22 protein-coding genes, 1 pseudogene and 3 CRISPR repeat arrays (1 of these 26 cut by a window edge) are annotated in these 22,857 nt (G+C 68.7%); of the genes and pseudogenes, 16 read left to right on the top strand and 7 right to left on the bottom strand.

The window, feature by feature from the left end; genetic code table 11:
• Nucleotides 1-52 precede the first annotated feature (52 nt).
• The 6 genes from ACFVS6_RS14515 to ACFVS6_RS14490 all read right to left on the bottom strand — a co-directional run bounded on the left by ACFVS6_RS14515 (nucleotide 53) and on the right by ACFVS6_RS14490 (nucleotide 3,015).
• Nucleotides 53-418, bottom strand: a complete 366-nt coding sequence (locus ACFVS6_RS14515) for a hypothetical protein (protein ID WP_389703758.1) — start codon at nucleotides 416-418, stop codon at nucleotides 53-55.
• Between the two features lie 102 nt (nucleotides 419-520).
• A complete protein-coding gene (locus ACFVS6_RS14510; RefSeq protein ID WP_389703868.1) occupies nucleotides 521-709 on the bottom strand; it encodes a DUF5999 family protein in 189 nt (62 codons plus the stop codon).
• Nucleotides 710-931: 222 nt separating this feature from the next.
• Nucleotides 932-1,090, bottom strand: a complete 159-nt coding sequence (locus ACFVS6_RS14505; RefSeq protein ID WP_389703756.1) for a hypothetical protein — start codon at nucleotides 1,088-1,090, stop codon at nucleotides 932-934.
• On the bottom strand, nucleotides 1,087-1,356 hold the full coding sequence (locus tag ACFVS6_RS14500) for a WhiB family transcriptional regulator (RefSeq protein WP_389703754.1): 270 nt from the start codon (nucleotides 1,354-1,356) through the stop codon (nucleotides 1,087-1,089). Before ACFVS6_RS14500 ends, ACFVS6_RS14505 begins: the two co-directional genes overlap by 4 nt.
• A gap of 247 nt (nucleotides 1,357-1,603) precedes the next feature.
• Nucleotides 1,604-2,020 carry a hypothetical protein gene (locus ACFVS6_RS14495; RefSeq protein ID WP_389703753.1) on the bottom strand — a complete coding sequence of 139 codons (417 nt, stop codon included), beginning with the start codon at nucleotides 2,018-2,020 and terminating at the stop codon, nucleotides 1,604-1,606.
• A 125-nt stretch (nucleotides 2,021-2,145) separates the two neighbouring features.
• On the bottom strand, nucleotides 2,146-3,015 hold the full coding sequence (locus ACFVS6_RS14490; protein WP_389703751.1) for a hypothetical protein: 870 nt from the start codon (nucleotides 3,013-3,015) through the stop codon (nucleotides 2,146-2,148).
• 353 nt (nucleotides 3,016-3,368) lie between these two features.
• Between ACFVS6_RS14490 and ACFVS6_RS14485 the strand changes: the two genes are divergently transcribed.
• The 3 genes and pseudogenes from ACFVS6_RS14485 to ACFVS6_RS14475 form a co-directional block, all read left to right on the top strand.
• Nucleotides 3,369-4,118 (top strand): GntR family transcriptional regulator, encoded by a 750-nt coding sequence (locus ACFVS6_RS14485; protein WP_389703750.1) that lies wholly within the window; start codon nucleotides 3,369-3,371, stop codon nucleotides 4,116-4,118.
• Nucleotides 4,115-4,702, top strand: a complete 588-nt coding sequence (locus tag ACFVS6_RS14480) for an AAA family ATPase (protein WP_389703748.1) — start codon at nucleotides 4,115-4,117, stop codon at nucleotides 4,700-4,702. Before ACFVS6_RS14485 ends, ACFVS6_RS14480 begins: the two co-directional genes overlap by 4 nt.
• A gap of 92 nt (nucleotides 4,703-4,794) precedes the next feature.
• Nucleotides 4,795-4,992 (top strand): annotated as a pseudogene (locus ACFVS6_RS14475) (helix-turn-helix domain-containing protein); the annotation flags it as partial.
• Here ACFVS6_RS14475 and ACFVS6_RS14470 read toward each other — a convergent pair.
• Nucleotides 4,909-5,082, bottom strand: coding sequence for a hypothetical protein (locus ACFVS6_RS14470; protein WP_389703871.1), 174 nt, complete (start codon nucleotides 5,080-5,082; stop codon nucleotides 4,909-4,911). The pseudogene ACFVS6_RS14475 and the gene ACFVS6_RS14470 sit on opposite strands and share 84 nt — an antisense overlap.
• A 129-nt stretch (nucleotides 5,083-5,211) precedes the next feature.
• On the opposite strand from ACFVS6_RS14470, the gene ACFVS6_RS14465 reads away from it, so the two are divergent.
• The 13 genes from ACFVS6_RS14465 to cas2 all read left to right on the top strand — a co-directional run bounded on the left by ACFVS6_RS14465 (nucleotide 5,212) and on the right by cas2 (nucleotide 21,884).
• Nucleotides 5,212-6,252, top strand: coding sequence for a DNA-binding protein (locus ACFVS6_RS14465; protein WP_389703866.1), 1,041 nt, complete (start codon nucleotides 5,212-5,214; stop codon nucleotides 6,250-6,252).
• A 4-nt stretch (nucleotides 6,253-6,256) separates the two neighbouring features.
• Nucleotides 6,257-6,937: a RibD family protein gene (locus ACFVS6_RS14460; RefSeq protein ID WP_389703864.1), complete on the top strand. Its 681-nt coding sequence runs from the start codon at nucleotides 6,257-6,259 to the stop codon at nucleotides 6,935-6,937.
• On the top strand, nucleotides 6,937-7,401 hold the full coding sequence (locus ACFVS6_RS14455) for a deaminase (protein WP_389703746.1): 465 nt from the start codon (nucleotides 6,937-6,939) through the stop codon (nucleotides 7,399-7,401). Before ACFVS6_RS14460 ends, ACFVS6_RS14455 begins: the two co-directional genes overlap by 1 nt.
• A 149-nt stretch (nucleotides 7,402-7,550) precedes the next feature.
• The gene (locus ACFVS6_RS14450; RefSeq protein ID WP_351220496.1) at nucleotides 7,551-7,784 is read left to right on the top strand and encodes a helix-turn-helix transcriptional regulator; all 234 of its coding nucleotides are present in this window, start codon (nucleotides 7,551-7,553) and stop codon (nucleotides 7,782-7,784) included.
• Between the two features lie 1,016 nt (nucleotides 7,785-8,800).
• Complete coding sequence (locus ACFVS6_RS14445) at nucleotides 8,801-10,489, top strand: hypothetical protein (RefSeq protein ID WP_389703744.1); 1,689 nt, start codon at nucleotides 8,801-8,803, stop codon at nucleotides 10,487-10,489.
• Between the two features lie 361 nt (nucleotides 10,490-10,850).
• Nucleotides 10,851-12,085: direct repeats of the CRISPR family, unit length 30 nt; unit sequence GTTGTGACCCCTCGCAGGGGCAATGAGGAC.
• 206 nt (nucleotides 12,086-12,291) lie between these two features.
• Nucleotides 12,292-13,377: direct repeats of the CRISPR family, unit length 30 nt; unit sequence GTTGCGACCCCTCGAAGGGGCGATGAGGAC.
• Nucleotides 13,378-14,058: 681 nt separating this feature from the next.
• Complete coding sequence (locus tag ACFVS6_RS14440) at nucleotides 14,059-14,532, top strand: CRISPR-associated endoribonuclease Cas6 (protein ID WP_389703743.1); 474 nt, start codon at nucleotides 14,059-14,061, stop codon at nucleotides 14,530-14,532.
• On the top strand, nucleotides 14,529-15,977 hold the full coding sequence (locus tag ACFVS6_RS14435) for a hypothetical protein (protein WP_389703742.1): 1,449 nt from the start codon (nucleotides 14,529-14,531) through the stop codon (nucleotides 15,975-15,977). The genes ACFVS6_RS14440 and ACFVS6_RS14435 overlap by 4 nt, the downstream gene beginning before the upstream one ends.
• Nucleotides 15,974-16,999: a type I-B CRISPR-associated protein Cas7/Cst2/DevR gene (cas7i, locus tag ACFVS6_RS14430; RefSeq protein WP_389703740.1), complete on the top strand. Its 1,026-nt coding sequence runs from the start codon at nucleotides 15,974-15,976 to the stop codon at nucleotides 16,997-16,999. Before ACFVS6_RS14435 ends, cas7i begins: the two co-directional genes overlap by 4 nt.
• Nucleotides 16,975-17,658: a CRISPR-associated protein Cas5 gene (gene cas5 / locus ACFVS6_RS14425; protein ID WP_389703738.1), complete on the top strand. Its 684-nt coding sequence runs from the start codon at nucleotides 16,975-16,977 to the stop codon at nucleotides 17,656-17,658. Before cas7i ends, cas5 begins: the two co-directional genes overlap by 25 nt.
• Nucleotides 17,659-17,704: 46 nt before the next feature.
• On the top strand, nucleotides 17,705-20,137 hold the full coding sequence (gene cas3, locus ACFVS6_RS14420) for a CRISPR-associated helicase Cas3' (protein ID WP_389703736.1): 2,433 nt from the start codon (nucleotides 17,705-17,707) through the stop codon (nucleotides 20,135-20,137).
• The gene (locus ACFVS6_RS14415) at nucleotides 20,134-20,631 is read left to right on the top strand and encodes a CRISPR-associated protein Cas4 (protein WP_389703734.1); all 498 of its coding nucleotides are present in this window, start codon (nucleotides 20,134-20,136) and stop codon (nucleotides 20,629-20,631) included. Before cas3 ends, ACFVS6_RS14415 begins: the two co-directional genes overlap by 4 nt.
• A 1-nt stretch (nucleotide 20,632) precedes the next feature.
• Nucleotides 20,633-21,613 carry a type I-B CRISPR-associated endonuclease Cas1b gene (gene cas1b / locus ACFVS6_RS14410; protein WP_389703732.1) on the top strand — a complete coding sequence of 327 codons (981 nt, stop codon included), beginning with the start codon at nucleotides 20,633-20,635 and terminating at the stop codon, nucleotides 21,611-21,613.
• A 7-nt stretch (nucleotides 21,614-21,620) separates the two neighbouring features.
• Nucleotides 21,621-21,884 (top strand): CRISPR-associated endonuclease Cas2, encoded by a 264-nt coding sequence (cas2, locus tag ACFVS6_RS14405; RefSeq protein ID WP_389703730.1) that lies wholly within the window; start codon nucleotides 21,621-21,623, stop codon nucleotides 21,882-21,884.
• A 147-nt stretch (nucleotides 21,885-22,031) separates the two neighbouring features.
• Nucleotides 22,032-22,857: a CRISPR direct-repeat array (repeat unit 30 nt; unit sequence GTCCTCATCGCCCCTGCGAGGGGTCGCAAC); it runs 1,136 nt beyond the window's last position.

The following is a 22,857-nucleotide window of genomic DNA, read 5'->3' as shown; positions in this document are numbered from 1 at the left end:
TCCTTCCGGGTCGGGTGCCGCCCCGGCGAGGGCGGCGGATCAGGTGGTGCGGTCAGTCACGCTGGGCGGGCAGTGCCGCCCCCTGGTTGGCGGTCGCGTGCTGCTGGGTGAGCCAGGCAATGGCGGCCGCGGTCATGTCGTCGGCCGCGCCGTCGGTGTGCAGCGGGGCGGTGTCGATGTCGCGCATCGCGTCGACGGACGGCAGCAGCCGCATGTACTCCGGGCCGGCGTAGTGGACGTAGCGGTCGGAGGCCAGGGCAATCAGGTCGTACTTGCCGTCCATCCAGACCCGCTCGACCTTGCACACGAAGGTGTGGCCGGCCTGCCCGGTCCAGAACATCTCCGGGTCACGGAACAGGACGAACTGGCCCTGCTGAAACTTGATCGCGGGGGTGGTGCTCTGGGCGCTACCGCGCATGGCGACTCCTGGTGGGTTGGTGGCCCGGGCTGTCCGGCTCCCCTTCACCTCCCGCTCCTGCCGCCGGGGTGCGGCGGCAGGAACGGGAGGATCAGGCAGCTGTCAGACCGCGTTGAGAGGACGGTGCGGGGCGATAATCCGGCCGTCGGGCAGCAGCTCACCGGTGTCCTCGAACACCAGAACGGCATTGCAAAGGAGCGCCCAGCCCTGCTCCGGGTGGGCGGCCACGACGCGTGCGGCCTCGCGGTCCGGGCTGTCGGCCGTCGGACAGGCCGGGGTGTGCGTGCACAGCGACTCCGGCAGCGTGGTACCGGTCACCGTCGCGGTGTCGAGCGGGGTGTTGCTACGCATGTGCTCTCCTGCGGAGGTGCGGGCCCGAGACTCGCCCGGGCGGGAGGCGTGCGGAAGGCCGGCCGCCCGTCGTGCGGGCGGCCGGCCGGTGCTGGTGCTGTGGGGTGGGCAAGAAGTTGGTGTGCGCTCCCGTCAGGCGGGAGCACACACCGTGGTCCGGTCTCAGCGGGCCGGGTTGCTCCACTCATCCGGGAGCGTCGAGCCCTCGCGGAGCGGGATCGTGCCGCGCTCCCTCTCCGCCGAGGGCGCCGCCGTCTCGGTGGTGACGGCGGGCTTCGGCGGGGTGATTCGGGGCAGGGCGATGCGGGCGCGGTCCTTCATGCCGCGGCCCCGCTCGTATTCCGGGTCCGGTTGCGGGCGGCGCGACGCTTCATCGCCCGCCGCTCGTCCTCGGACAGGCCGCCCCAGACGCCGTCGTCCTGGCCGGACTCCAGCGCCCACTGCAGGCAGTGCTCCATGACCGGGCAGCGGCGGCAGACGGCCTTGGCCTCCTCGATCTGCAGCAGCGCCGGACCGGTGTTGCCGAGGGGGAAAAACAACTCCGGGTCGCCCCCTTCGGCGCAGACCGCGTTGTGTCGCCAGTCCATGCCGCTCACTTCCCCTGCCGGACGCGGCGCAGGGCCTCGTCCATGTCCGTGTCGGAGTCGCCGTTGTTCCGTGCGATGCTGTGCTGCATCAGGTCCTCCACGTAGGTCCTGGACAGCCCCGGGGGGTCTCAATTCGCCGGGGCTGTCGTCGTGTTGGCGGGTCCTACGACCGGCCGCGACCAGCGGCCATCCCCTTGGTGCAGTAGGGGGTGGCCGGTGATCGCGGGCGTCCGTCCGGGCCGGCTGGTCAGGCGGCGGCGTACTCGGGGCGGCATCCGGAGCGGATCGTCCGGCGCAGTTGGTCGGCGTAGGGGAGCAGGACGTCGACCAGGCGCTCGCGGACGCGGGCGGTGATGGTCGGGTCGGCGGCGAGGATGTCGCGGCCCGCGTCCACACGGGCGGTGATCTCGGCGCCGTGCGCGAGGGCGAGCTCCTGGCGGCGGTTGGGCGGAACGTTCAGAACTGCGGCCGCGTACCGGCGCAACTCCCGGGTGGTGCCCGCGGGCTCGTGCATCTCCAGCGGCGTGCCGAAGGCGATGTCGAGGTCGACGTCGAAGTAGCCGCAGAGCGGGACGTCGAGCTCGTCCAGGAGCGCGAGCGTCTCGGCGTCGAACGCCTCGCCGCTGCTGGGCCGGTGGGACGTCAGGGTCAGGGTGGCGGGCATCGGGACCTCCAGGGTGCGGTGAGCGGGCAGGGACGGGAGCAGACGGCCCCGGCCTCGACCCCCGCACGGTGCGGGAGCCGAGGCCGGGGCCGTGGCGGTTGTGCGGGTCAGGCCGCGAGAGCGGGCTATCGGCGGCGGGCGCCGAAGGCGGGCTTGCGGCAGCGGGCGGTGTACGCCGCGGCGGTCTCACCCGGGACCGGGGCGGGCAGCTCGGCCCTGACCTCGTCCACCAGCTTCGTGTGCTTGGACTGGTCGGCAGGGGTCAGGGGGCGGCGCCAGAGCGTGGCCAGGTGCGTGTAGGCGACGCGGGCGAGGTGCTCCTCGAGGACGTCGCTCGCGGAACGGTCCGGGGCGGCGTCGGCCAGGAGGCGCAGGGTGCCGGCGGCCAGGGCACGGACGGAGCGGTCGTCCCCGGCGTCCTGCCCGATCATGGCCGTCAGGGCGCCGGCGGGTCCGTCGACGGCCCGACCGCGCGTGGTGGGGATCGCGTCGGCGGGAACCGCACGGGCGGCGTCAGCCTGGCGGGCGGTGGGCACCGCACGCTCCCACTGGGTTCGCCGGTCAGCGGGACGCTCCTGCGGCCGGGCGACCTTGAGGGTCTGAACGGTGGCGCGGCGGTGGCGGGTGACGTCGACGGCGAGGCGCTCCTCGCGCGCCCACTCGTCGTACTGGCGGCTCCAGGTGTCCGGGGTGATGTCGACGTCGACGAGGCGGTTGCTGGAGTTGCAGCGGATCGCGGCGTCGACGCCAGCCTTGCCGGTGTGGTGCGGGACGAGCTTGAGCAGGTAGGTGCCGCGGTGGAGGGTGACGGCCACCCAGGTCTTGCAGGTCGGGCAGACCAGCGAGATGCGGCGCTTCTGGGTGGACTCGGCCCGCCGCATGTCGATGTGACCGGGCGACAGGGTCGAGAGGGCGATCGCGTTGAGGGGGCTGACGCGGGAGGTACGGGTGCGGCCCTTGCGCTTGGCGGCCTTGGGCATGGCGAGCTCGGGCATGGCGACTCCTCGGCAGGAAGAGGGGGAGGGGTTTCGCGGGGGCGGATGCTCTCTCCACCCACCAGGTCCACGAGCCATCGGCCCGCGTCCCGGCGGATAGACAGCGCATCAACGCTGAGGTCGTGCAAACAGTCCTGCCAGGCCGGGGGGTTTGGTCTTGGCTACCGCCTCCGGCCATCTGCCCGACTCCGAGGAGACGAGCTGCAGAAACTGCGGTGGTGCAGGTGCAGTGTGAGGTGTTGCCTACCGGCCGTCACCTCACATTCCTAAGGTTCCCTATGGTCCCCTAAGGTGTCAAGCGGTACGGTAAGGAAATCTAAGATCTGAAGTGACGAGCCACCGAGGAGGCAGACGTGAGCCGGGCCGACAACAGACCGCCGTACGCACGGATCGCAGGTCACTATCGAGATCTGATCGAATCCGGCGCGCTGGTCGCCGGCACACTCCTGCCGAGCATCAAGAACCTGTCGGAGGAGTGGTCCGTCAGCACAGCCACGGTCGAGAAGGCCCTGCGCGTCCTCAAGGAGGACCGCCTGGTTGCCGGAATTCACGGCATTGGCACAGAAGTGCTCGGCACGCAGGTGTCCCTCTCCTCCGGAGCAGAACGACACGACCGCAGCGGCAGGACCCAGTCGTCCTGGGGGGTCGGGGAGAAGTCGTCCGGTCATACGGCTGGTGTGGTGGCGGCCCCGGTCGATGTCGCCGAGGTCATGGGAATCGCGCCTGGTGCGGACGTGATTCGGCGGAGTCGCGTTTACCGTGATGCGCACGGAATCGTCTCCCATTCGACCTCGTGGATCCCCGTCAGGTTCGCCGTGGAGATCCCGGACCTGGCCCGCAGCGAGCGCCTCAAGGGAGGCATTTCGCTGGACCTGATCGCTCGGGCGACAGGGCGACACGCGGTACGCCGCGTAGACGAGGAGACCGCTCGCATCGCCACAACGCACGACCTCGAGCTCCTGGAGCTGGAGGCTGGCACCGTGGCGGCAATCCTGGTGTTGACCGCGCGGTTCCTTGACTCGAATGGAGAGCTGCTGGAGTACGGCGTGGACCTGGGCGCCCCCGGCCGCACCAGGCGAACAACGTCCGAGGTCCTGCGATGACCGGGCGCAACACCGGCCGCCCGGTTCCCACGCCTCGCGCGATCCTCATGTCGGGCCTGCAGGGCGCGGGCAAAACGACCCTCGCCCGTGCCCTGGAGAGGACTGGCTTTCGGCGCCTCTGCCCCGACGAGGAGATGTTCCGCCGCTACGGCCACTACGGCCGGGACTTCCCCCGCGGCCAGTTCAGGATTAGAGAGGCACCCGTGCTCAAGGACATCACCCTTGAGCTCGAAGAACTCCTGACGGCCGGACACGACGTCGTGGTCGACCACGGCTTCTGGACTCCGGAGGAGCGGGCCCAGTGGGCAGCGACTGCGGTGAAGGCGGGTGGTGAGCCCGTTCTCATCTACCTGCCGCTCCCGCACGAGGTGCGCTGGGACCGGATCCGGAGGCGCAACGAGCAATCGCTGGTCGACGCGAACTCCATCGAGTTCAGCGAGGAGGACCTCCTTCGACATGCGGGCCGGTTTTCCCCGCCGACCGATGACGAGCCGCACCTCGTGTACGACGGTCATCCGGAGAGCGTCCTCGCTCTGCTCCGCCGCGCGCAGCAACCGGATGCGGCTGGAACCGTAGAACACTGAAGCCTCCCGAGTCGGCGGACCGTTTGGTTCGGTTCTAGGTCCGGAACACTCGGGAGTTCCAGATCTGGCATGTGGCCGGATCATCTGGCCACATGGGCCACGAGGTTGGGGGCGGGATGGCACAGAAACCGAGGGAGCTGACGCCCTGGGTGTCGCCCTTGCATAACTGGGGATACCAGCTGCGGGAGTTACGGACCTCACGGGGACTAAGCCTTCGCGAGCTCGGTCGACGTACTCGTATCGACCACAGCCACCTGGGACGATTCGAGCGCGGGGAGCGAACGCCCGACAGTTCGCAGGCGTTGGTCCTCGACGACAAGCTGGGTGCCAGCGGCATGCTGCTCCGCCTGTGGGAGCGGATCGGTGACGAGCGTGGCCATGTGGCCAATCCCCCGGCCCATGTGGCCAGATCATCGGTGGATCTGGCTTTTGCCGTGGCTGACCAGGCAGCGTCGGACGGTGAGGGGATCTCGGTCCCGTGTCGTCTCGTGGATGGGTCGGTGGTTTGGGTGGCTCTGAATCGGCGTGCGCTGCTGCGCACGGGGATGGGGCTCGGGGCTGCGGCCGCTGTCGGCGTCGGTTCGCCGGCCTTCGCGGACTCCGGTGCCGTTCCCGGTCTGGTCCGCAAGGCTCGGGCCGCGTACGCGTACGGCTCGACGCCGGTGGAGCACCTGCGTCGCACCCGCCGCCTGCTGATCGACAACGACAACCTGCTCGGGCCCCGGCACGCCGTCGCCGCAGTGCGCGACCACATCCAGGTCATCCAGGAGCTGCGCCGGGACGCGAAGGGCGCCGACCGGCGCGACCTGATGGAGCTCCAGACGCAGTACGGCGAGTTCCTGTCCTGGCTCTATCAGGACCTGGGCAACCCGCAGGCGGCGTCGTACTGGCTGGACCGGGCCATGCAGTGGTCCCACACCGTCGGCGACAACGACCTGACGACGTACGTCATGGCCCGCAAGGCGCAGCTGGCCGGTGACACGGCCGACTTGGTCGACACAGTCGACCTCGCCGAAGCCGCCCAGCGTATGGCCCGTCCGCGCAGCCGCCTCGCTGCTGTCGCGCGCACCTACGAGGCGTACGGCCACGCGCTGCGCGGTGATGGCGATGAGAGCGAGCGGGCGATTGACGACGTCCGCAACGCCCTCGATGGCGCCGCCGCCGACCCCACCCCGTGGGGCGTGTGGCTGAACGCCTCGTACGTGGAGGTCCACCGGGCCCAGGGCCTGGAGGCCCTCGGCAAGCACGAGCAGGCCGCGGACGCGTTCGGCGCCGCCATCCGGCTGGTGCCGGAGGGCTACCACCGCGACCGGGGCGTCTACATGGCCCGGCAGGCCGTGGCGTTGGCCGGTGCCCGCGCACCGGAGCAGGCCGCCGCGCTCGGAATGCACGCGCTGACGGTGGCGGAGGACACGGGCTCCGGCCGGATCACGAACGAGCTCGCGCGGCTCGACAAGGCCCTGATCCCCTGGCAGCGCGAACCGGCCGTAGCCGAGTTCCGCGCCACCTTCGACTCCACCCTCTTCCACGAAACTGAAACGGATGCCTGAGCAGATGACTGCCCGCCCATACGTTCTGCTGTCCGCCGCCACGTCGGTCGACGGCTATCTGGACGACACCAGCCCCGAGCGGCTGCTGCTCTCCAACGCTGAGGACTTCGACCGCGTCGACCAGGTCCGCGCCGAGTCCGACGCCATCCTGATCGGCGCGACGACCATGCGCCGGGACAACCCGCGCCTCCTGGTCAACAGCGAGGAACGCCGCGCGAAGCGGCTCGCGGAGGGCCGGTCGGAGTACCCGCTGAAGGTGGCGGTGACCGCCTCCGGCGATCTGGACGCGGACCTGAAGTTCTGGCACTTCGGCGGCCAGAAGCTGGTCTTCACGGTCGACTCCGCCGTCGACAAGGTGAAGGCGACGCTCGCGGACCTCGCGGACGTGGTCAGCGTCGGCCCCGAGCTCGACTGGGGCCTGGTCCTCGACGAGCTCGGCCGCCGTGGCGTCGGCCGGCTCATGGTGGAGGGCGGCGGCACGATCCACACCCAGCTCATGGCTCAGGACCTGGCCGACGAGGTCCACCTCGCCGTCGCCCCGCTGCTGGTGGGCCAGGCCGATGCCCCGAAGTTCTTGGGCGCCGCCGCCTACCCGGGCGGGTCCACCTCCCGTATGCGGCTGCTGGAGGCCCGCGCGATCGGCGACGTCGTGCTGCTGCGCTACGCCCCGAAGGAGCGTGGCTGATGTATGCCCCGGACCGAGACCAGGACCTCCGCTGGATGCAGCGCGCGATCGACCTTTCCGCGCTGTGCCCCCCGGCCGCCGGGGCATACTCGGTGGGCGCGGTCATCGTCGCCGAGGACGGCACCGAGCTTGCGGCTGGCTACTCACGCGAGGCCGATCCGCGTGAACACGCGGAGGAGGCCGCCCTCGCGAAGGTCCCGCCAGGCGACCCGCGGCTAACCACGGCGACGATCTACTCGTCCCTGGAACCGTGTTCCCAGCGGAGCGCGGACCGTACTCCGTGCACGCAGCGGATCCTCGAGGCCAGGATCCCGCGCGTCGTCATCGCCTGGCGCGAACCGTCCTTGTTCGTCACCGACTGCGTGGGAGTCGAGCAGCTCGCCGAGGCAGGCGTGGACGTCGTGGAGCTACCGGAACTCGCGGAGGCCGCACGCGCCGCAAACTCCCACCTGGGACTTTCATGACCACGCCCGTCCGTGATCTCGGCATCGCCGTTTCGATGGAAGCAGGCCAGGCGCTTCCTTCGCAAAGATCCAGTGATGTATGGTTTTGGGGAACATCAGATGGGATGGAGGCTGCCATGTCGGATCCGCTGCGTCGAGACGATGCCCTAGTGGATGCTGACACGCTGCCTCCGCCGCACATTCGTCGGCAGCTGCGCATCGCCGCGAACCTCACCCAGGAGGAAGTCGCCGAGGCTCTCGGCGTCAGGCGCCTCGCCGTCGTTGGCTGGGAAGCCGGCCGCACGCAGCCCCACCGCAGCAACCGCCTGAAGTACGCGGAGTTCCTCCGCGGCCTGGCCAAGGAGCACCCCGCCGTTGCCCAGGGAGGTCCGCGTGAGGACTGACCTCGGTACCGGTTTCGGGTACGCCGACTCCACCTTCGGTTTCGAGGGGGTCGGGGTGACGTAGCCGCCACCGGCCGCGCGCGCCAAACGAGTGGACTGCAATCCACTCCGGCCTCGCGCGGCCCTTCACGCCGACCATAAGGTCGGCCGCCCAGTCCCCGGTTCGTACCCGGCTCTGGGCTCCAGCTCATCGAGCTGGGTTTCGCAATGTGATGCACCACCCGGTCCGCGAGGACCAAGCACCAACGCAGTGACCCCTCTGCAAGGGGGTTGCTGCACCGCTCAGCCGTTCCGCCGCCCCTGCAAGGGCCTTGGAACACAGCACGACCAGCCCAAGGGCTGCCCGCACACCCGTCCGAATCACGTCAAGGAGAGAGGAAAGGACTCGCCTCTGGTTCTCCGTCCGGCCCGCGCCCGCTCCTCACGGAGGGGGCTCGGTTGGTTGGTGTCTCCCAGTTCGCTCGTCGGCCGTCCCGCATTGCGGGGTGGTCCGGCTCGCTTATGAGAGTCGGTGTCTTCGCCATAGTGCCCGATCTGGTGTCCCATGAAAAGTCGACCGCCGCCCGTTTCGGTGCGGTTCGCACCTTTAGCGATTTTCACGCGACGGAACAAGCGTCCCCTATCCATCGCTTCGCGGCTTTTGGTCAGGAAGCGGCTCTTCCTGTAGGAAGCCATGAGCTGATCATTTCGACGGGGTCTGTCGGGCCGCTCCTCGGCGGCGGTGTCCGCGAGAGCGTCGTCCCGTCTGGCGGGACGGGTTCCAAGATTGACGCCCACCGTGCGGGAGCGCCGGAGGTGACCGGGGCTTGCCGGGCTCTGTCCACAGGCTGCCTGCGCAAGGCTGCCGAGATGATCTCTGTCTCCTGCATCCAGGCAGGCCGGTGAGCGTCGTGGCGGCCCCAGCCGCCGTGGTGATCCCCGCTCAGCGCTCATCCGTTTCGGCACCCGCACCCGCATCGGTACCTGCACCCGCACCAAGTGCTATTCCGGTACGTCGACAGCGGGTGCGGGTACCGATGCGGCTGGTGTCGTCGCCGTTCTACGCGGATATCGCGCTGTCGGTGTACGTGAAGGTGGCGGCGCTGGCGGCTCGGCCGGAGGGGTGTGAGGCGCGGTCGGTGAGGATCGCTTCGTACCTGGGGCTGTCGGTGGCGTCGGTGGAGCGCGGTTTGACGCAGCTGACTCGTCCGGGGCCGGACGGGGTCGTGGAGCTGCGGTCACAGCGTCGGACCCTGCCGGGTGGCAAGGGCCAATCCGCGCTGCGGACGGTGCGGGTGATAAACCGGACGGAGGCGTTCGTGTGGCTGCCTGTGGCGGCTGCGGAGGACCTCATGCCCCGGCAGCTGCGCGCGTACGCGGTCATCGCGTACGCGGGGAAGATAGGTCTCGCGCTGACCGAGGGGGAGTTGGCAGGCTGCCTGCGTCACCACTCGGGGAAGAAGGCCGGCGAAGCGCTGTCGGTGACGGCGGCGTCGGCGGTCGTGGACGAGGTGGAGGCGGCGCGCTGGATGACGGTGCAGCGGCGCGCTGGGGCACGGGGCCGAAACCTGCACATCGTGCACGACCTTGCCCCGGAGGCTCATACGGAGGTCACGGCCGGGGGCTGCGGCGGAGCCCCGGAGGCCGGTGTGACTGCTGTGGCGGGTGGTTCTGAGGGGTCGGGCAGTTCCCCGGTTGGTGAGGGATCGGGTTCCCTGGTTGGTGAGGGATCCCTCGCGGATAGGGAATCACCTAGGACTGACTCACCTGATGACGAGCGTGCACTGATCTCACCCGCCGTAGGCGAGGGACAGGTAGTTGAGGGCGCTGAGGTTGTGGAAAACCCGGCTGGCGCGGAGGCGCGTTCGCAAGGCGGGGGTGGTGTCGCGCTGCGCGCGGGTGAGATCAGCCAACCTTCCTCGAAGCTTGGCTGCGAAGAGCGCAGCAGCAAGGGCCAGGTGCCGTTCCGGTCGTCGTACACAGGACCGCAGCTGGCCATGAGCCCCGAGATCTATGCCGTGCTGGAGCCCGTCCACGTGCTGCTGCAGCAGGTTACGAGTTCCTTCGTCGTCCGAAAGATTGCCCGTGAGGTGGGCAGGCAGCTGCGCGAGGGCACGGCTGCCGACCGGCTTCAGCACCGGCTGACGGCCCGACTGGGCAAGGTGGCGCTGTCGGAGATCCGTGACCCGGGCCGGTGGCTGCTCGGGGTCGCCCTGCCCCGCTGGGGCTGCGGCTACCAGGATTGCGAAGCTGGGATCATCTGGCGGACCGGTGCCGCCTGCGAGCTGTGCGCCGAGACCGTCCAGGACCGGGCCGCCGCCCGCCGGCGCGAGCAGCGCTTGGCCCAGAGCCTCTGCCCCCAGCACCGAGCCCGCCCCAGCCAGGCCGGTCACTGCACCGACTGCGAGCTGGAGACCGCCATCCGGCACCCGGCACAAGTGCCGGCCCCCCGGGAACCTGTAGGCCCGCGGCGCTCTTCCTGCGGCGGATGTGGATGCGCGATCTTCCTGACCGGCCGGGCCATCGACACGGGTCTGTGCAAGCTCTGCCGGGAGGAGGCCGACACCCTCGCCGCTGTCGAACCCGTGGTTCCCGCTGCGCCTTCGATGCCGGAGATCTGCTCAGGCCGCGATGGCGAAGTGCCCTGCATGCGCAAGGCGCTGCCGAACCGCAGCATCTGCCTGGCCCACCTGGCGCAAGAACTCGCCAGGGACGTGGCGCGATGAGCCGGACACCCCATCCCAGCAGCGCACTGGCCCGCGTCGCACTGGGGGCGGCGCGACAGATGCCTCGAAGAGTACCGGCGCCCGAACAGCAAAGAGCAAGCCGCGGCCTGCCCGGATGGTCCGGCTTGACGGCCGCGCCCCCATGGGCCTCGGCGAGGCGTGTACAGCGCTCATGGCCGAACGCGGCCGGGACATTCCGGCGGCCGCGTACCCGCCTGTGAGAACGGTGGGCGGGGCACGCCCCGACCTCGCTGCCGTGGGCTACGACGCCGAGCACGGGGAGCTGACGCTGTGTTCGGGCCGGGCTCCCTGCGGGCATCCCAGCGGTCAGCATCGGGCCGGGCGCGACGCGGTGAGGAAAGTTGCGACCCCTCGAAGGGGCGATGAGGACGGCATCGGCTGCCCGGTACGCCCGCAGCTGCTCCGAGTTGAGACCCCTCAGAGGCGCGATGAGGACGCTGTGCGTTGAGTCGGGCCACCGGAGGGAGTGACCGTGTTGTGTCCCCTCGAAGGGGCGATAATGACCCGCTCTCCGCGCGCGGCCGATGACCTAGGCCATCCGTTGCTACCCCTCGCAGGGGCGATGAGGACCCGCGGGGGCGGTGCGCTGCTCCGGCACCGCCGCCTGTTGTGACCCCTCGAAGGGGCAACGAGGACTTCCGGAGCTTGGTCGGCTTCGGGTCCTGACGGCCTCGTTGTGACCCCTCGCAGGGGCAATGAGGACCCACGTCCGCGCCTGCGACATCCGCTCGGCCCTCACGTTGTGACCCCTCGCAGGGGCAATGAGGACCGGTCCGGAGGCGGCAGCGCGGCACGCCGCCGACGCGTGTTGTGACCCCTCGCAGGGGCAATGAGGACGCCGGTGCTCCGCCGCCACCTTCGCGGCCGCCGCCTCGTTGTGACCCCTCGCAGGGGCAATGAGGACGCGGCGCCGTCCATCTCGACCGCCCAGACCACCGCGCGTTGTGACCCCTCGCAGGGGCAATGAGGACCTGACACTCACCATCCAAGGTCATTGGGCTGTACTCGCGTTGTGACCCCTCGCAGGGGCAATGAGGACTCGCGGCGCGCTGCGCAGCGGTCGCGGACCGGATGCGTTGTGACCCCTCGCAGGGGCAATGAGGACCGCCAGGTTCGGGTTCACCGCGGCGGCCGGGTCCTCGTTGTGACCCCTCGCAGGGGCAATGAGGACCTGTAGCCCGCCAGATCCTCGGGAGCCAGCCGTGACGTTGTGACCCCTCGCAGGGGCAATGAGGACGTGGGGGCCCGCCGAACCCTGCTGTTCGTGGCCAGCCGTTGTGACCCCTCGCAGGGGCAATGAGGACGGTCATCGTGGCCCGCCGGCGCCCCACCGGGCCCGCACGTTGTGACCCCTCGCAGGGGCAATGAGGACCCCGCCCGGGAAGAGGCTGGCGGGGAGCAGCTGCTGCCGGTTGTGACCCCTCGCAGGGGCAATGAGGACCCCCGAGCGCCGCGCCAGCTGACCAACCCCGCACGAAGTTGTGACCCCTCGCAGGGGCAATGAGGACCCCAGGACGGGTACGTCAACGTCACCCGCGCCCGCAAGTTGTGACCCCTCGCAGGGGCAATGAGGACCCCCCAGAGTAAAGCTGCAGGTCGAACCCTGCTTCCAGGACGTCGGCGGAGCCGATTCTGCAACAGACCTCCGGTCGTGTCATCGAGGCCGGTGTGGCGCTGAAATTATCCACCGCTCCCGTACTCGTCTGCCGGCTCCACGTTAGGCAGAGCCACCCCGGATTCGTGGACGCAGGGTACGCGCTTGCGCATGCCCTGCATGGCGAGCCGTGTCCCATCAAAGGGGCGATGAGGACCTGGGTGCCCGCGTGCGGGGTCGCCCTGGCGCTGATGTTGCGACCCCTCGAAGGGGCGATGAGGACTGGTGACCACCAGGCGGGGGTGATCCTCCACCAGGTTGTGACCCCTCCAAGGGGTGATGAGGGCAACCGACACCTCGCCTCCCTCTACGCCAACGTCTCGTTGCGACCCCTCGAAGAGGCAATGAGGACCAGAGCCGTCCCGGCCGCCCGGGACCTGTTCGGCACGTGGCGACCCCTCGAAGGGGCGATGAGGACCCCGGCCGCGCACGCCGATGGTCCCGGGGGTGGTATCTGGTTGTGACCCTCGAAGGGGCGATGAGGACTCCACGGACTCCGTGACGCGATCGAGCTCCTGCGCGCGTTGTGACCCCTCGAAGGGGCGATGAGGACTGGTGTCCTGCGTCGTGATGAGATCAGGCAGGAGCTCGTTGCGACCCCTCGAGGGGCGATGAGGACTCCATATGAAGGTTGGTGTCCCCGCCATAGTGCAGTTGCGACCCCTCGAAGGGGCGATGAGGACCTGGTCGACGAGGTAGCCCATGTCGTCGTATCCGCAGCGTTGCGACCCCTCAAAGGGGCGATGAGGACGCGTCGGAGTTCGCGCGGATGATCCCGCCGGAGTTGTTGCGACCCCTCAAAGGGGCGATGAGGACCCCACGAAGCCTCCCCCTGGGGACCCGCCTGGTACCAGTTGCGACCCCTCGAAGGGGCGATGAGGACCGTCCGCGCCCGAGCTACAGCCCACCCGGCGGACCGTTGCGACCCCTCGAAGGGGCGATGAGGACGACCGCGTCCACCGGATGCGCGTCGCCGGCTTCACGTTGCGACCCCTCGAAGGGGCGATGAGGACCTGATCACGGAGTAGCCTGCCCCCCACCAGAAATGCGTTGCGACCCCTCGAAGGGGCGATGAGGACCCGGCTACCAACTCGTGGACCTGCCGCATCAGCACGCGTTGCGACCCCTCGAAGGGGCGATGAGGACACCAAGTTCAGGAAGTTCCGGCGTGCGCAGGCGACGGGTTGCGACCCCTCGAAGGGGCGATGAGGACCCCAGAGTAAAGCTGCAGGTCGAGCCCTGCTTCCAGAGTGTCGGCAGAGCCGATTCTGCAGCAGACCTCCGGTCGTGTCGTCGAGGCCGGTATGGCGCTGAAATTTCCCATCGCTCCCGTATCGATTGCCCGCTCCACGTTGGGCAGAACGCTCGGGGTTGGCGGACGAAGGGTACGCGCTTGCGCGTATCTGCGCTGGATCATGGCCGTTTCTCCTTTCTGGCCATGCCGGATCGGCAATCATGGCCTTGGCTTTGCCCAGTTGTGACTGGACCCGGCGTGCCTGGGCGGCCTTGTGGCCTGTCGTTGGTGGGGTGTGACGGGCTCGGGCGCGGGATTGTCAGTGGTGGCATCTAGGCTTCGGCGGCGCGTGGAGCATGCTCTTGTGCTTTCGCTTTGGGCTGTGTCTGTGGGTGGGGAGTGCGGATGAGGTTGCGATTAGCGGTGTCGACGGCTGCTTCTGAGCTGCCATGGGGGGTGGTGCTGGCTCCGGGGCGTGGGTTGGTGTACGACGTGTTGGCTCGTGTGGCGCCCGCGTTGGGTCGGCGGTTGCATGCCGAGGGTTTCGGGGTGCACGGGATGGTGCCGTTCGGTCATGGAGCGCCGGTGTTCGCGGGGGCGCGGCGGAGGCCTGGTCGTTACGCGGCCGGTGGGCGTGGGGTGGTGGAGTTCGGTAGTCCGGTGCCGGAGGTGGTGGAGGCGCTTGCTGCCGGGTTTGCGGCGCGGGAGGTGATCGATTGGGGTGGTGTAGCGCTTCGTCTGACGGGGATCACGACGTTCAGTCCTCCGGATTTCGCTTCGGGTCGTGCCGTGTTGCGGACTGCGACGCCGGTGGTGATGAAGGGCTCCGGGCGTGGCGAGGATGGGGTTCGGCGGACTCGGCAGGACTGGTTGTTGCCGGCGGAGCCGGAGTGGGCCGGGTACTTTCAGGGCAATCTGCGTCGCAAGGCGGAGGGCTTGGGGTGTGATCCGGGTGTGAGTCTGGAGCAGGTGACCTGGATCGGCCCGAAGCGGGGGTTCAGCGTGGGCCCTGGCGTCAAGACGGGTGCCGCGGTCGAGGTGGAGATTTCGGGGGCGCCGGAGACGTTGCGGGCCTTGTGGAGCTGGGGGTTGGGGCAGGCGAATTCAGCTGGTTTCGGTTGGATCGCGACGTGAGCGCGGCAGGGTCGGACCTTGAGGCGCAGTGTCGGTTGGTGTTGACCGCGCATCCGTTGCAGCGGGTCGGGGCGTACGCGATTGCTGCGCTGGCGGGTGATGATCACCCGGAGGACCTGCAGTCTGCGGGGTTTGCTCGTGCGGTGGAGCAGGTCACCCAGCATGCTGTTGCCGCAGCGCTGGTGCGGGACAGCAAGGGTGCGACTGGGTTTTGGTTGAAGATGAGCTATTCCTTCTTTCCGAACTCGCCGATGAATCATCCGGGCAATGGTAAGAAGCCGGATGGCGTGGTGAGGGATGCGGTTCGCGGGTGGCGGGGTCTACCCGATCCCGGTTTGTGGCCAGATGCTGGTTGTGTGTTGTGTGGGCGGCGGGCTGTCGGTTTTTTCGGGAAGCTTGATGTCGCGTTGGCGGAGAGCGAGGCGTATCGGAACAACGTGCCTCGTGGGCATTCGGGGATGGCGTTGTGTCAGCCGTGTCGGGTTTGTTTTCACGCGTTGCCGTATGGGTGTCAGCTGACGGGTGGTTCGTCGATTGCTTTGCACAGTTGGGATGAGCGTTTTCTGCGGCGTGTGGTGACGCGGCAGGTGGAGCGGAATCTGCCGTTGGCGGAGACCGGTGATCCTGGGCGGCGTCAGACCGATGTGCGTGAGGTTGTGGCGCTGACGGCGTTGCGGCGTTACAGCGAGCGGGTGAGCGGCGGGGTTGAGCTGCTGGTGTTCAACAACAACAACCGTGGTCAGTTGTTGGAGCAGCATGCTGTGGAGCAGGTGCTGGCGGAGTGGTTGCGGCGTACGTCGCGTGATGCGGTTTTACGGCGTGGGTTTACGGCTCTGTTGCGGGCGCATGCCACGAAGACCGATCCGGGTGTGGTGGCTTTGTCGCGGAACGCGTTCCGTGAGCCGGGTCGGATTTTTGGCAGTGGGGTGCGGCATGTGGGCCGGCTGGTGGCCGGTGGGTCTGCTGATCGTGAGGAGGTGGCCGATCTGGTCACTCTTCTCTATTCCTTAGTCACCGAGGTGATGCTGATGAACGAGAAGGACTTGTCCGAGATTCGGGCGACTGCGGGTCGGATCGCGCGACTGTTCGCTGCGGAGGAGTCGGGTGGGCAGCTGCGGAAGTTTCGTGCGCTGCTGAAGGATGCGCCGCGGTTGCGGCGGTGGCTGACCGATCAGGGGGTGCGGCGGGCGATCCGGCCGCCGGAGGGTGGTTCGGGCCCGTTGGTGACGGAGCGTGGTTTCACTCTGTTGTTCGATCCCGGGGCGGACAACCCGGCGTGGTTCCACCGGGACCTGCTGCTGGTGGGGGTTCTGGAGGAGTTGTCGCGGCTGGGCTGGCAGGCGGTCGACGGGGCGGATGTCGCCGATGACGAGGGCGTCGACGGGGTGCTCGACGCCGGCGATAGCGCGTTCATTTCCGATGATGAAGAGGAGTACGTGCGTTGAGTTTCCTGGTGGGGAAGATCGTTTTGGATGTGGTCGCGGGTGCCCCGAACAATGGGGAGGGTGAGGACAACACCGGTCGGGTGAAGAAGCTTCGGGTGGGCCGGGAGGAGTTTCCGTATGTGTCCGCGCAGGCTTTCCGCCGGTGGCTGCGGGACTCTTTACCGCCGCAGGAGTCCCGTTCGGCGGTCATCCGCTCGGGCAGTGGTGCCAAGCAGCAGGCGTACACGGCGGGTCGTCCGGACTTGCATCTGGACGATGATCTGTTCGGGTACATGGTCGCGGTGAAGAAGGAGAACTACCAGCGCGACACCGTGCTGGCGACCGGCACCCTGGTTTCCGTGGTGCCGCAGCGTCCGACGTTGGACTTCGGGACGATGAGCCGGGACTTCCCGGCGGGGGAGCACCCCGTCATCCACTCGCACGAGTTGTACAGCGCCACCCTGGCCGGTGACGTACTGCTGGACCTTCCGCGTGTGGGGGTGTTCGAGACCGACGGGCACGGGCTAAGGGTCGCGATTAGCGCCGCGGTCGCCGAGGAGGCGACGAAGGGCGGGGCCGAGGCCACGACGTTGCGTGGCAGTGCCGCGGTCCGGTTGCCGCTGGGGGAGCGGCAGCGGCGGGTGTCGGCGCTGTTGCGGACGTTGGGTGCGGTGCGTGGTGGGGCCAAGCAGGCGATGCACTACGGGGACCGGGCGCCTTCGCTGTTCGTTTTGGCTCCGCTGAAGGGAGGCGTCAATCCGTTCACCAGGGTGTTGGGTGCCCGCGACGGCAAGGTCGTGTTTTTGCCGGATGTGCTGCGTGAGGAGCTCGAGGCGTGGGCGGATGAGGTGGACGGGCCGGTGCTGCTCGGTTGGGCACCGGGCTTTTTGGGGGATCAGCGCGAGCGGGTCGAGCGTGAGCTCAAGGACCTGATCGACGAGGGGCGTGTCGTCCTGGGGCATCCTCGTGTGCTGCTCAACCGGCTGGCCGATCGGATCGAGCAGGGCGGGCACGACGCGTGGTTCGAGGACCCTGCGGCGTGACGGGCACGGATGTCACGGCGCTGCAGATCACGGTGACGGCGCCGGTCGTGTCCTTTCGGAATCCGCTGTATGCCGGGGTGCAGGTCACGTTGCCGTGTCCGCCGCCGGCCACGGTCGGTGGGCTCCTGGCGGCCGCGGCCGGGGGGTGGGAGCGGGTCGATGCGGAGCTGCGGTTCGCGATGGCGTTCCGTGCGGGTGGCAAGGCAGTCGATTTCGAGACCTACCATCCGCTGGACGCGTCGGGGAAGAAGACGTCGCCCACCCCGCGCAACCGTGAGTTCCTGACGGCGGCCGAGCTGACCGTGTGGGTCCTCGATGATCCTGAGGGCTGGCGGAAGCGGTTGCGGCGGCCGGTGTGGCCGCTGCGGTTGGGTCGTAGTCAGGACCTGGTCGGTATCCGTACCGAACTGGTGCCGCTGCGTGCGACGCCTGGTGTGCAGGGGGCGGCTGTGGTTCCCGAGTCGGTCGGTCGGGTGGGCACGCTGTTGCGGCTGCCGACGGCGATCTCCGCCGGTCGGGACCGTACTCGGTGGGACGGCTACCGCTTCGACGGTTCCGGCCGTGCCGACCAGGTCGTTGCCGACAGCAGGTCGACCACCGGCGGGCAGGCCGTCGTTCTGCTGCCTCCGACCCACCCCGACAGCGTTTCGCGTTCCTGACAGTCCGGCCGCTCGGCCCGCACCCAGATACGGACCCCTCGTCATCATGACGGACATCCTGTCCACGCTGCGGGCCAAGAGTGCCCGGCAGACGCGTCCCGCCGAACTACTCACCGTGCACCTGTCCGACACCCGCCTTGCCGCGGCCGGCCTGCGGCAACGCGTGGGCCGGCTGGAGGCGGCGGAGGACATCTTCGACGGCACGTTCTGGACCGTCGTGGAACTGGCCGCCCTTCTGCACGACTCGGGAAAGGTTCTCGACGGCTTCCAGCAGATGCTCGCCGGCCTCATCCGGGCCTGGGGCGAGCGCCACGAAGTGGCCTCGCTCGGCTTCCTTCCCCCGCTGATCGACGACCCCGAAATGCTGTCGTGGGTGGCGACCGCGGTCGCCACCCACCATCGGCCACTCACCGGTGAGAACGGACGCGACCTCCAGACCCTCTACGGCGGTGTCACCGTCACCGAACTCGAACGCCGCTTCGGCCCACTCGACCCCCGTGCCGCACCCGCCCTGGAAGGCTGGCTACGCCAAAGCGCCATGGCGGCCGGGCTGCCGGCGGGCACCCGCCGGGCAGACGCCCCCCGTACGGCTACTTCCCTGGTCGGCGACGCCCACCGGCTGCTGGAGGAGGTCCTGGACCGGTGGGCTGATCGTGTCGGACGTGAGGAGGGCTTGGCCGCCGTCCTGCTGCAGGGCGCGGTCACACTGTCCGACCACCTGTCCTCCGCACACCAAACCCTGGCCACGACACAGCCCTTGGACGCGACCTTCCGACCCCGGTTGGAAAAGGACTTCGCCACCCGCGGCAGAATCCTGCGCGCGCACCAGCTCCAGGCCGCGAACATCAGTGGACATCTACTACTGCGCGGGCCGACCGGTAGTGGGAAGACGGAAGCGGCCCTGCTGTGGGCGGCCCGTCAGGTCGAGGCCTTGATCGCGACCGGGGGCGGCGTGCCACGGGTGTTCTTCACCCTCCCGTATTTGGCCTCCATCAACTCTATGGCCCTCAGGCTCGGCAAAATCCTCGGCGCCGAGGAAACCGTCGGTGTCGCCCACTCCCGAGCCGCCTCCTACCACCTCGCCCAGGCCATCGCCCCGCAGGACGGTGACGAGGAAGACGCACACGGCGACCCGTGCCGCGTGGACGCCGCGACCAAGGCCCTGTCACGGGCCGCGGCCACCAAACTGTTCCGCGAGAGCGTCCGCGTCGCCACGCCGTACCAGCTTCTGCGGGCCGCGTTGGCAGGGCCGGCCCACTCCGGGATCCTCCTCGACGCCGCGAACTCGGTGTTCATCCTCGACGAACTCCACGCCTACGACGCCCGGCGCCTCGGCTACATCCTGGCCAGCGCCCGGCTGTGGGAACGCCTTGGCGGACGAGTCGCCGTCCTTTCGGCGACCCTGCCCCGCGCCCTCGCCTGCCTGTTCGAGAACACTCTCGAAGCGTCCGCCACTGTGCTTGACAGCCCCGACCTGGGCCTGCCGACCCGCCACCTCCTACAGACCCGCGGCCACCACCTCACCGACCCCGCCGCGCTGGAGGAGATCCGGCTGCGGCTGTCCAGGGGCGAGTCCGTCCTGGTGATCGCCAACAACGTCGCCCACGCCCATGCCCTCTACGAACAGCTCGCACCCCAGGTACGTGAGCAGCACGGTTCGGACGCCGCCCTCCTGCTGCACTCACGGTTCCGCCGGTTGGACCGCTCCCGTATCGAGCAGGAGATCACCGACCGGTTCGCCACTGTGGGATCCGACGCTCAAAGCGGCCGTCGTCCCGGGTTGCTGGTCGCCACTCAGGTCGTCGAGGTCAGTCTGGACGTCGATTTCGACACCTTGTTCACCGGCGCGGCCCCGCTCGAAGCGCTCCTGCAGCGCTTTGGCCGTGTCAACCGCATCGGGGCCCGCCGGCTGGCGGACGTCATCGTTCACCACCCCGCCTGGACCACTCGTCGAGGGCAGCCCGGCGAGTACGCCGACGGCGTCTACCCGCGCGAGGCCGTCGAATCCGCCTGGAGGATCCTTACCCGGGATCAAGGACAGGCCATCGACGAGGCGGACGCCACCGAATGGCTGGACGAGGTCTACGCCACCGACTGGGGCCAACAGTGGCACCAGGAGGTCCTGGAGCGCCGTGAGAGCTTCGACCGCGCATTCCTGCAGTTCAGATACCCCTACGAAGACCGGACCGCGCTGGCCGAGACCTTCGACGAACTCTTCGACGGCACCGAAGCCATCCTCGCCGAGGACCAGGAGGCCTACGCCGCCGCACTGTCCGCGCCCGGCGACCGCAACCGCGGCGCCGGCCGGCTCCTGGCGGACGAGTACCTCATCCCCATGCCCCACTGGGCAGGCCCCCTCAGCCGCTACGAAAAGCGGCTCAAGGTCCGCGTCATCGACGGCGACTACCACCCCGACCACGGACTCACCGCCGTCCGCGGCCTGCCCCAGCACACCTACCGGCCCGGGGAGATCCTGTGATCAACGAGGAGGACATCGGCGGCGTCCACATCAAGTACCTCTACCACTGCCGCCGCCAGCTGTGGCTGTACCTACGCGGCATCCGTCCCGAACACCTCAGCGCAGCCGTCCGCTCCGGTGAAGCCGTCCACGACACCTCATACACCCGCAACACCCCCGTCGACCTCGGCGCGGCACAACTGGACTTCGTCGACGGCGCGCACTGGGTCCACGAGGTCAAATCCTCCTCACGCCCCAACCCGGCCGACGAGGCCCAGGGCCGCCACTACTGTCACCGGCTGCACCGTGTCGGTATCGATGCCCAGGGCACCATCCTGCACTACCCCAAAACCCGCCGCACCGGACGCTTCCCCTACACCCCCGAAGCCGCCACGCAGGCGGAAGCCGACATCGTCGAGGTCCTCGCCGTCGCCGCCGCGGACAGCTCCCCGAACCGGCTGCCCCGCTCCGCCTGCCAAGGCTGCTCCTTCACCGACTACTGCTGGACGGAATGAGATGCCCGCAGCCGCCCGAACCTACTGGCTGACCAGCCCCAGCCGAATCCGTAGAAAAGACCAGTCGCTGATCATCGAACGCGAAGCCGCCGCCAACGTCCACATCCCCATCACCGACGTCCGCGACATCGTCGCCTGCGCCGAAGTCGACATCAACACCGCCGTCATATCGCTGCTCAATCGGCACCGCATCAACATCCACGTCCTCAGCCACTACGGCGACTACGCGGGATCCCTGCTCACCTCCGAAACAAGCACGTCCGGCGAGACTGTCCTGGCACAAGCGCGGATCGCCCAGGACCCCAACGCCAGTCTGGACATCGCCCGCAAGATCGTCGACTCCTGCGCCTTCAACGTCCGACGCGTCATCGACCGCAAGCTCCTCGACCGCCCCTACACCGTCCTCCAGAACTCCATCGCCACCGCCGAGAGCCCCGCCCAGCTCATGGGCGCAGAGGGAACATTCCGCCGCTCCGCCTGGGAAGTGATCGACACCAAGCTCCCGGACTGGCTGCAACTCGGCGGCCGAAGTCGCCGACCACCCAAGAACGCCGGCAACGCGTTCATCAGCTACGTCAACGGGATCACGTACGCGCGGGTCCTCAGCGCCATCCGCCTCACCCCACTCCACAGTGGAATCGCGTTCCTCCACAGCAGCATGGAACGCCAGCGACACTCCCTCGTCCTGGACCTCTCCGAAATGTTCGAGCCCCTCTTCGCCGAACGGCTCCTGCTACGCATGACAGGCCGAAACCAACTCAAAGAACACCACTTCGACCGTGACACCAACCAAGCCATGCTCAGCGAATCAGGTCGCAAACTCGTGGTCCAAAGCGTCCGGGACGAGTTCGCCGTCACCGTGGCGCATCGCAGCCTCGGCCGGAACGTCGCCTACGACGAGCTCCTCTACCTGGACGCACTCGCCCTGACCCGCCACTGCCTGGAAGGCACCCCCTACAAACCCTTCCGCATCTGGTGGTGACCACAACATGTACGTAGTCGTCGTCTACGACACCCACACCAAACGGAATGCGCGCATCCTACGCACCTGCCGCAAATACCTTCACCACGTACAACGAAGTGTCTTCGAAGGGCACCTTAGCGACGCCCAACTTCGACACTTCCAAGCCGCGGTCGAAGACAACCTCGACCTGGACTACGACAACGTCCTCGTCTACACGTTCCCACCCGGTGCCGTGCCACAACGCCTCGAATGGGGAGCAACCGAACCCGCCCCAAGTGACATCCTGTGACTCGAAGGCCCCCAAGCCTTCCTGGGACGACAAGCCAGACTTCAGCGCCACACCGGGCCCGACAACACCACCGGAGGTCTGCTGCAGAATGGCAGCCACCGATCCCTACCAGCATTATTGTGACCTGCAACTTTACTGTGGGGGGGGGTCCTCATCGCCCCTGCGAGGGGTCGCAACCGGCTGTGCTCCGGGTGCCCCTTGATGGCCTCAGCGTCCTCATCGCCCCTGCGAGGGGTCGCAACACGTCCTGGTCCTGGACGAGGCCGTGATGACGGACGAGTCCTCATCGCCCCTGCGAGGGGTCGCAACGCTACTGATCACGGAGTAGCCTGCCCCCAGAAATGCGTCCTCATCGCCCCTGCGAGGGGTCGCAACGCTGAACTCGTAGTTGCTTGGTCACGATCCGTACTGGTCCTCATCGCCCCTGCGAGGGGTCGCAACGCCAACAGCCGCCGGGCCTCCACCGTGAACGCGTTCGTCCTCATCGCCCCTGCGAGGGGTCGCAACCCGCCGGCGTGACTGGGTCCGTGCCGCCGGACGCGTGTCCTCATCGCCCCTGCGAGGGGTCGCAACACGCCGTACTCGCGCGCCATCCCGAGGGCGAGCGCCAGTCCTCATCGCCCCTGCGAGGGGTCGCAACACGCCGTACTCGCGCGCCATCCCGAGGGCGAGCGCCAGTCCTCATCGCCCCTGCGAGGGGTCGCAACGTGTCCACTCGGGCGTCCGCGTCGTCCGCGACCGTCGTCCTCATCGCCCCTGCGAGGGGTCGCAACGCATCATCGCGGACGTCATCCCGAACGCGTACGGAACGGTCCTCATCGCCCCTGCGAGGGGTCGCAACATCCCGAACGCCCGGCTCCGCCGGGCGAGGTGACCCGTCCTCATCGCCCCTGCGAGGGGTCGCAACACGGCGAGGAGTTCACGGACGGCAAGCTGCCGTCGAGTCCTCATCGCCCCTGCGAGGGGTCGCAAC

Source organism: Streptomyces sp. NPDC057939 (assembly GCF_042887545.1).
Lineage (GTDB): Bacteria > Actinomycetota > Actinomycetes > Streptomycetales > Streptomycetaceae > Streptomyces.
This window is presented reverse-complemented; position numbering and strand designations above follow the sequence as displayed.

What these genes read in the sequence shown, in the direction of transcription:
- cas3 (WP_389703736.1), top strand. Translation starts at nt 17,705, where the DNA reads ATGACGGACATCCTGTCCACGCTGCGGGCCAAGAGTGCCCGGCAGACG.
- cas1b (WP_389703732.1), top strand. Translation starts at nt 20,633, where the DNA reads ATGCCCGCAGCCGCCCGAACCTACTGGCTGACCAGCCCCAGCCGAATC.
- ACFVS6_RS14445 (WP_389703744.1), top strand. Translation starts at nt 8,801, where the DNA reads ATGCGGCTGGTGTCGTCGCCGTTCTACGCGGATATCGCGCTGTCGGTG.
- ACFVS6_RS14515 (WP_389703758.1), bottom strand. Translation starts at nt 418, where the DNA reads ATGCGCGGTAGCGCCCAGAGCACCACCCCCGCGATCAAGTTTCAGCAG.
- ACFVS6_RS14480 (WP_389703748.1), top strand. Translation starts at nt 4,115, where the DNA reads ATGACCGGGCGCAACACCGGCCGCCCGGTTCCCACGCCTCGCGCGATC.
- ACFVS6_RS14500 (WP_389703754.1), bottom strand. Translation starts at nt 1,356, where the DNA reads ATGGACTGGCGACACAACGCGGTCTGCGCCGAAGGGGGCGACCCGGAG.
- ACFVS6_RS14455 (WP_389703746.1), top strand. Translation starts at nt 6,937, where the DNA reads ATGTATGCCCCGGACCGAGACCAGGACCTCCGCTGGATGCAGCGCGCG.
- cas2 (WP_389703730.1), top strand. Translation starts at nt 21,621, where the DNA reads ATGTACGTAGTCGTCGTCTACGACACCCACACCAAACGGAATGCGCGC.
- ACFVS6_RS14470 (WP_389703871.1), bottom strand. Translation starts at nt 5,082, where the DNA reads ATGGCCACGCTCGTCACCGATCCGCTCCCACAGGCGGAGCAGCATGCC.
- ACFVS6_RS14505 (WP_389703756.1), bottom strand. Translation starts at nt 1,090, where the DNA reads ATGAAGGACCGCGCCCGCATCGCCCTGCCCCGAATCACCCCGCCGAAG.
- ACFVS6_RS14460 (WP_389703864.1), top strand. Translation starts at nt 6,257, where the DNA reads ATGACTGCCCGCCCATACGTTCTGCTGTCCGCCGCCACGTCGGTCGAC.
- ACFVS6_RS14495 (WP_389703753.1), bottom strand. Translation starts at nt 2,020, where the DNA reads ATGCCCGCCACCCTGACCCTGACGTCCCACCGGCCCAGCAGCGGCGAG.
- ACFVS6_RS14490 (WP_389703751.1), bottom strand. Translation starts at nt 3,015, where the DNA reads ATGCCCGAGCTCGCCATGCCCAAGGCCGCCAAGCGCAAGGGCCGCACC.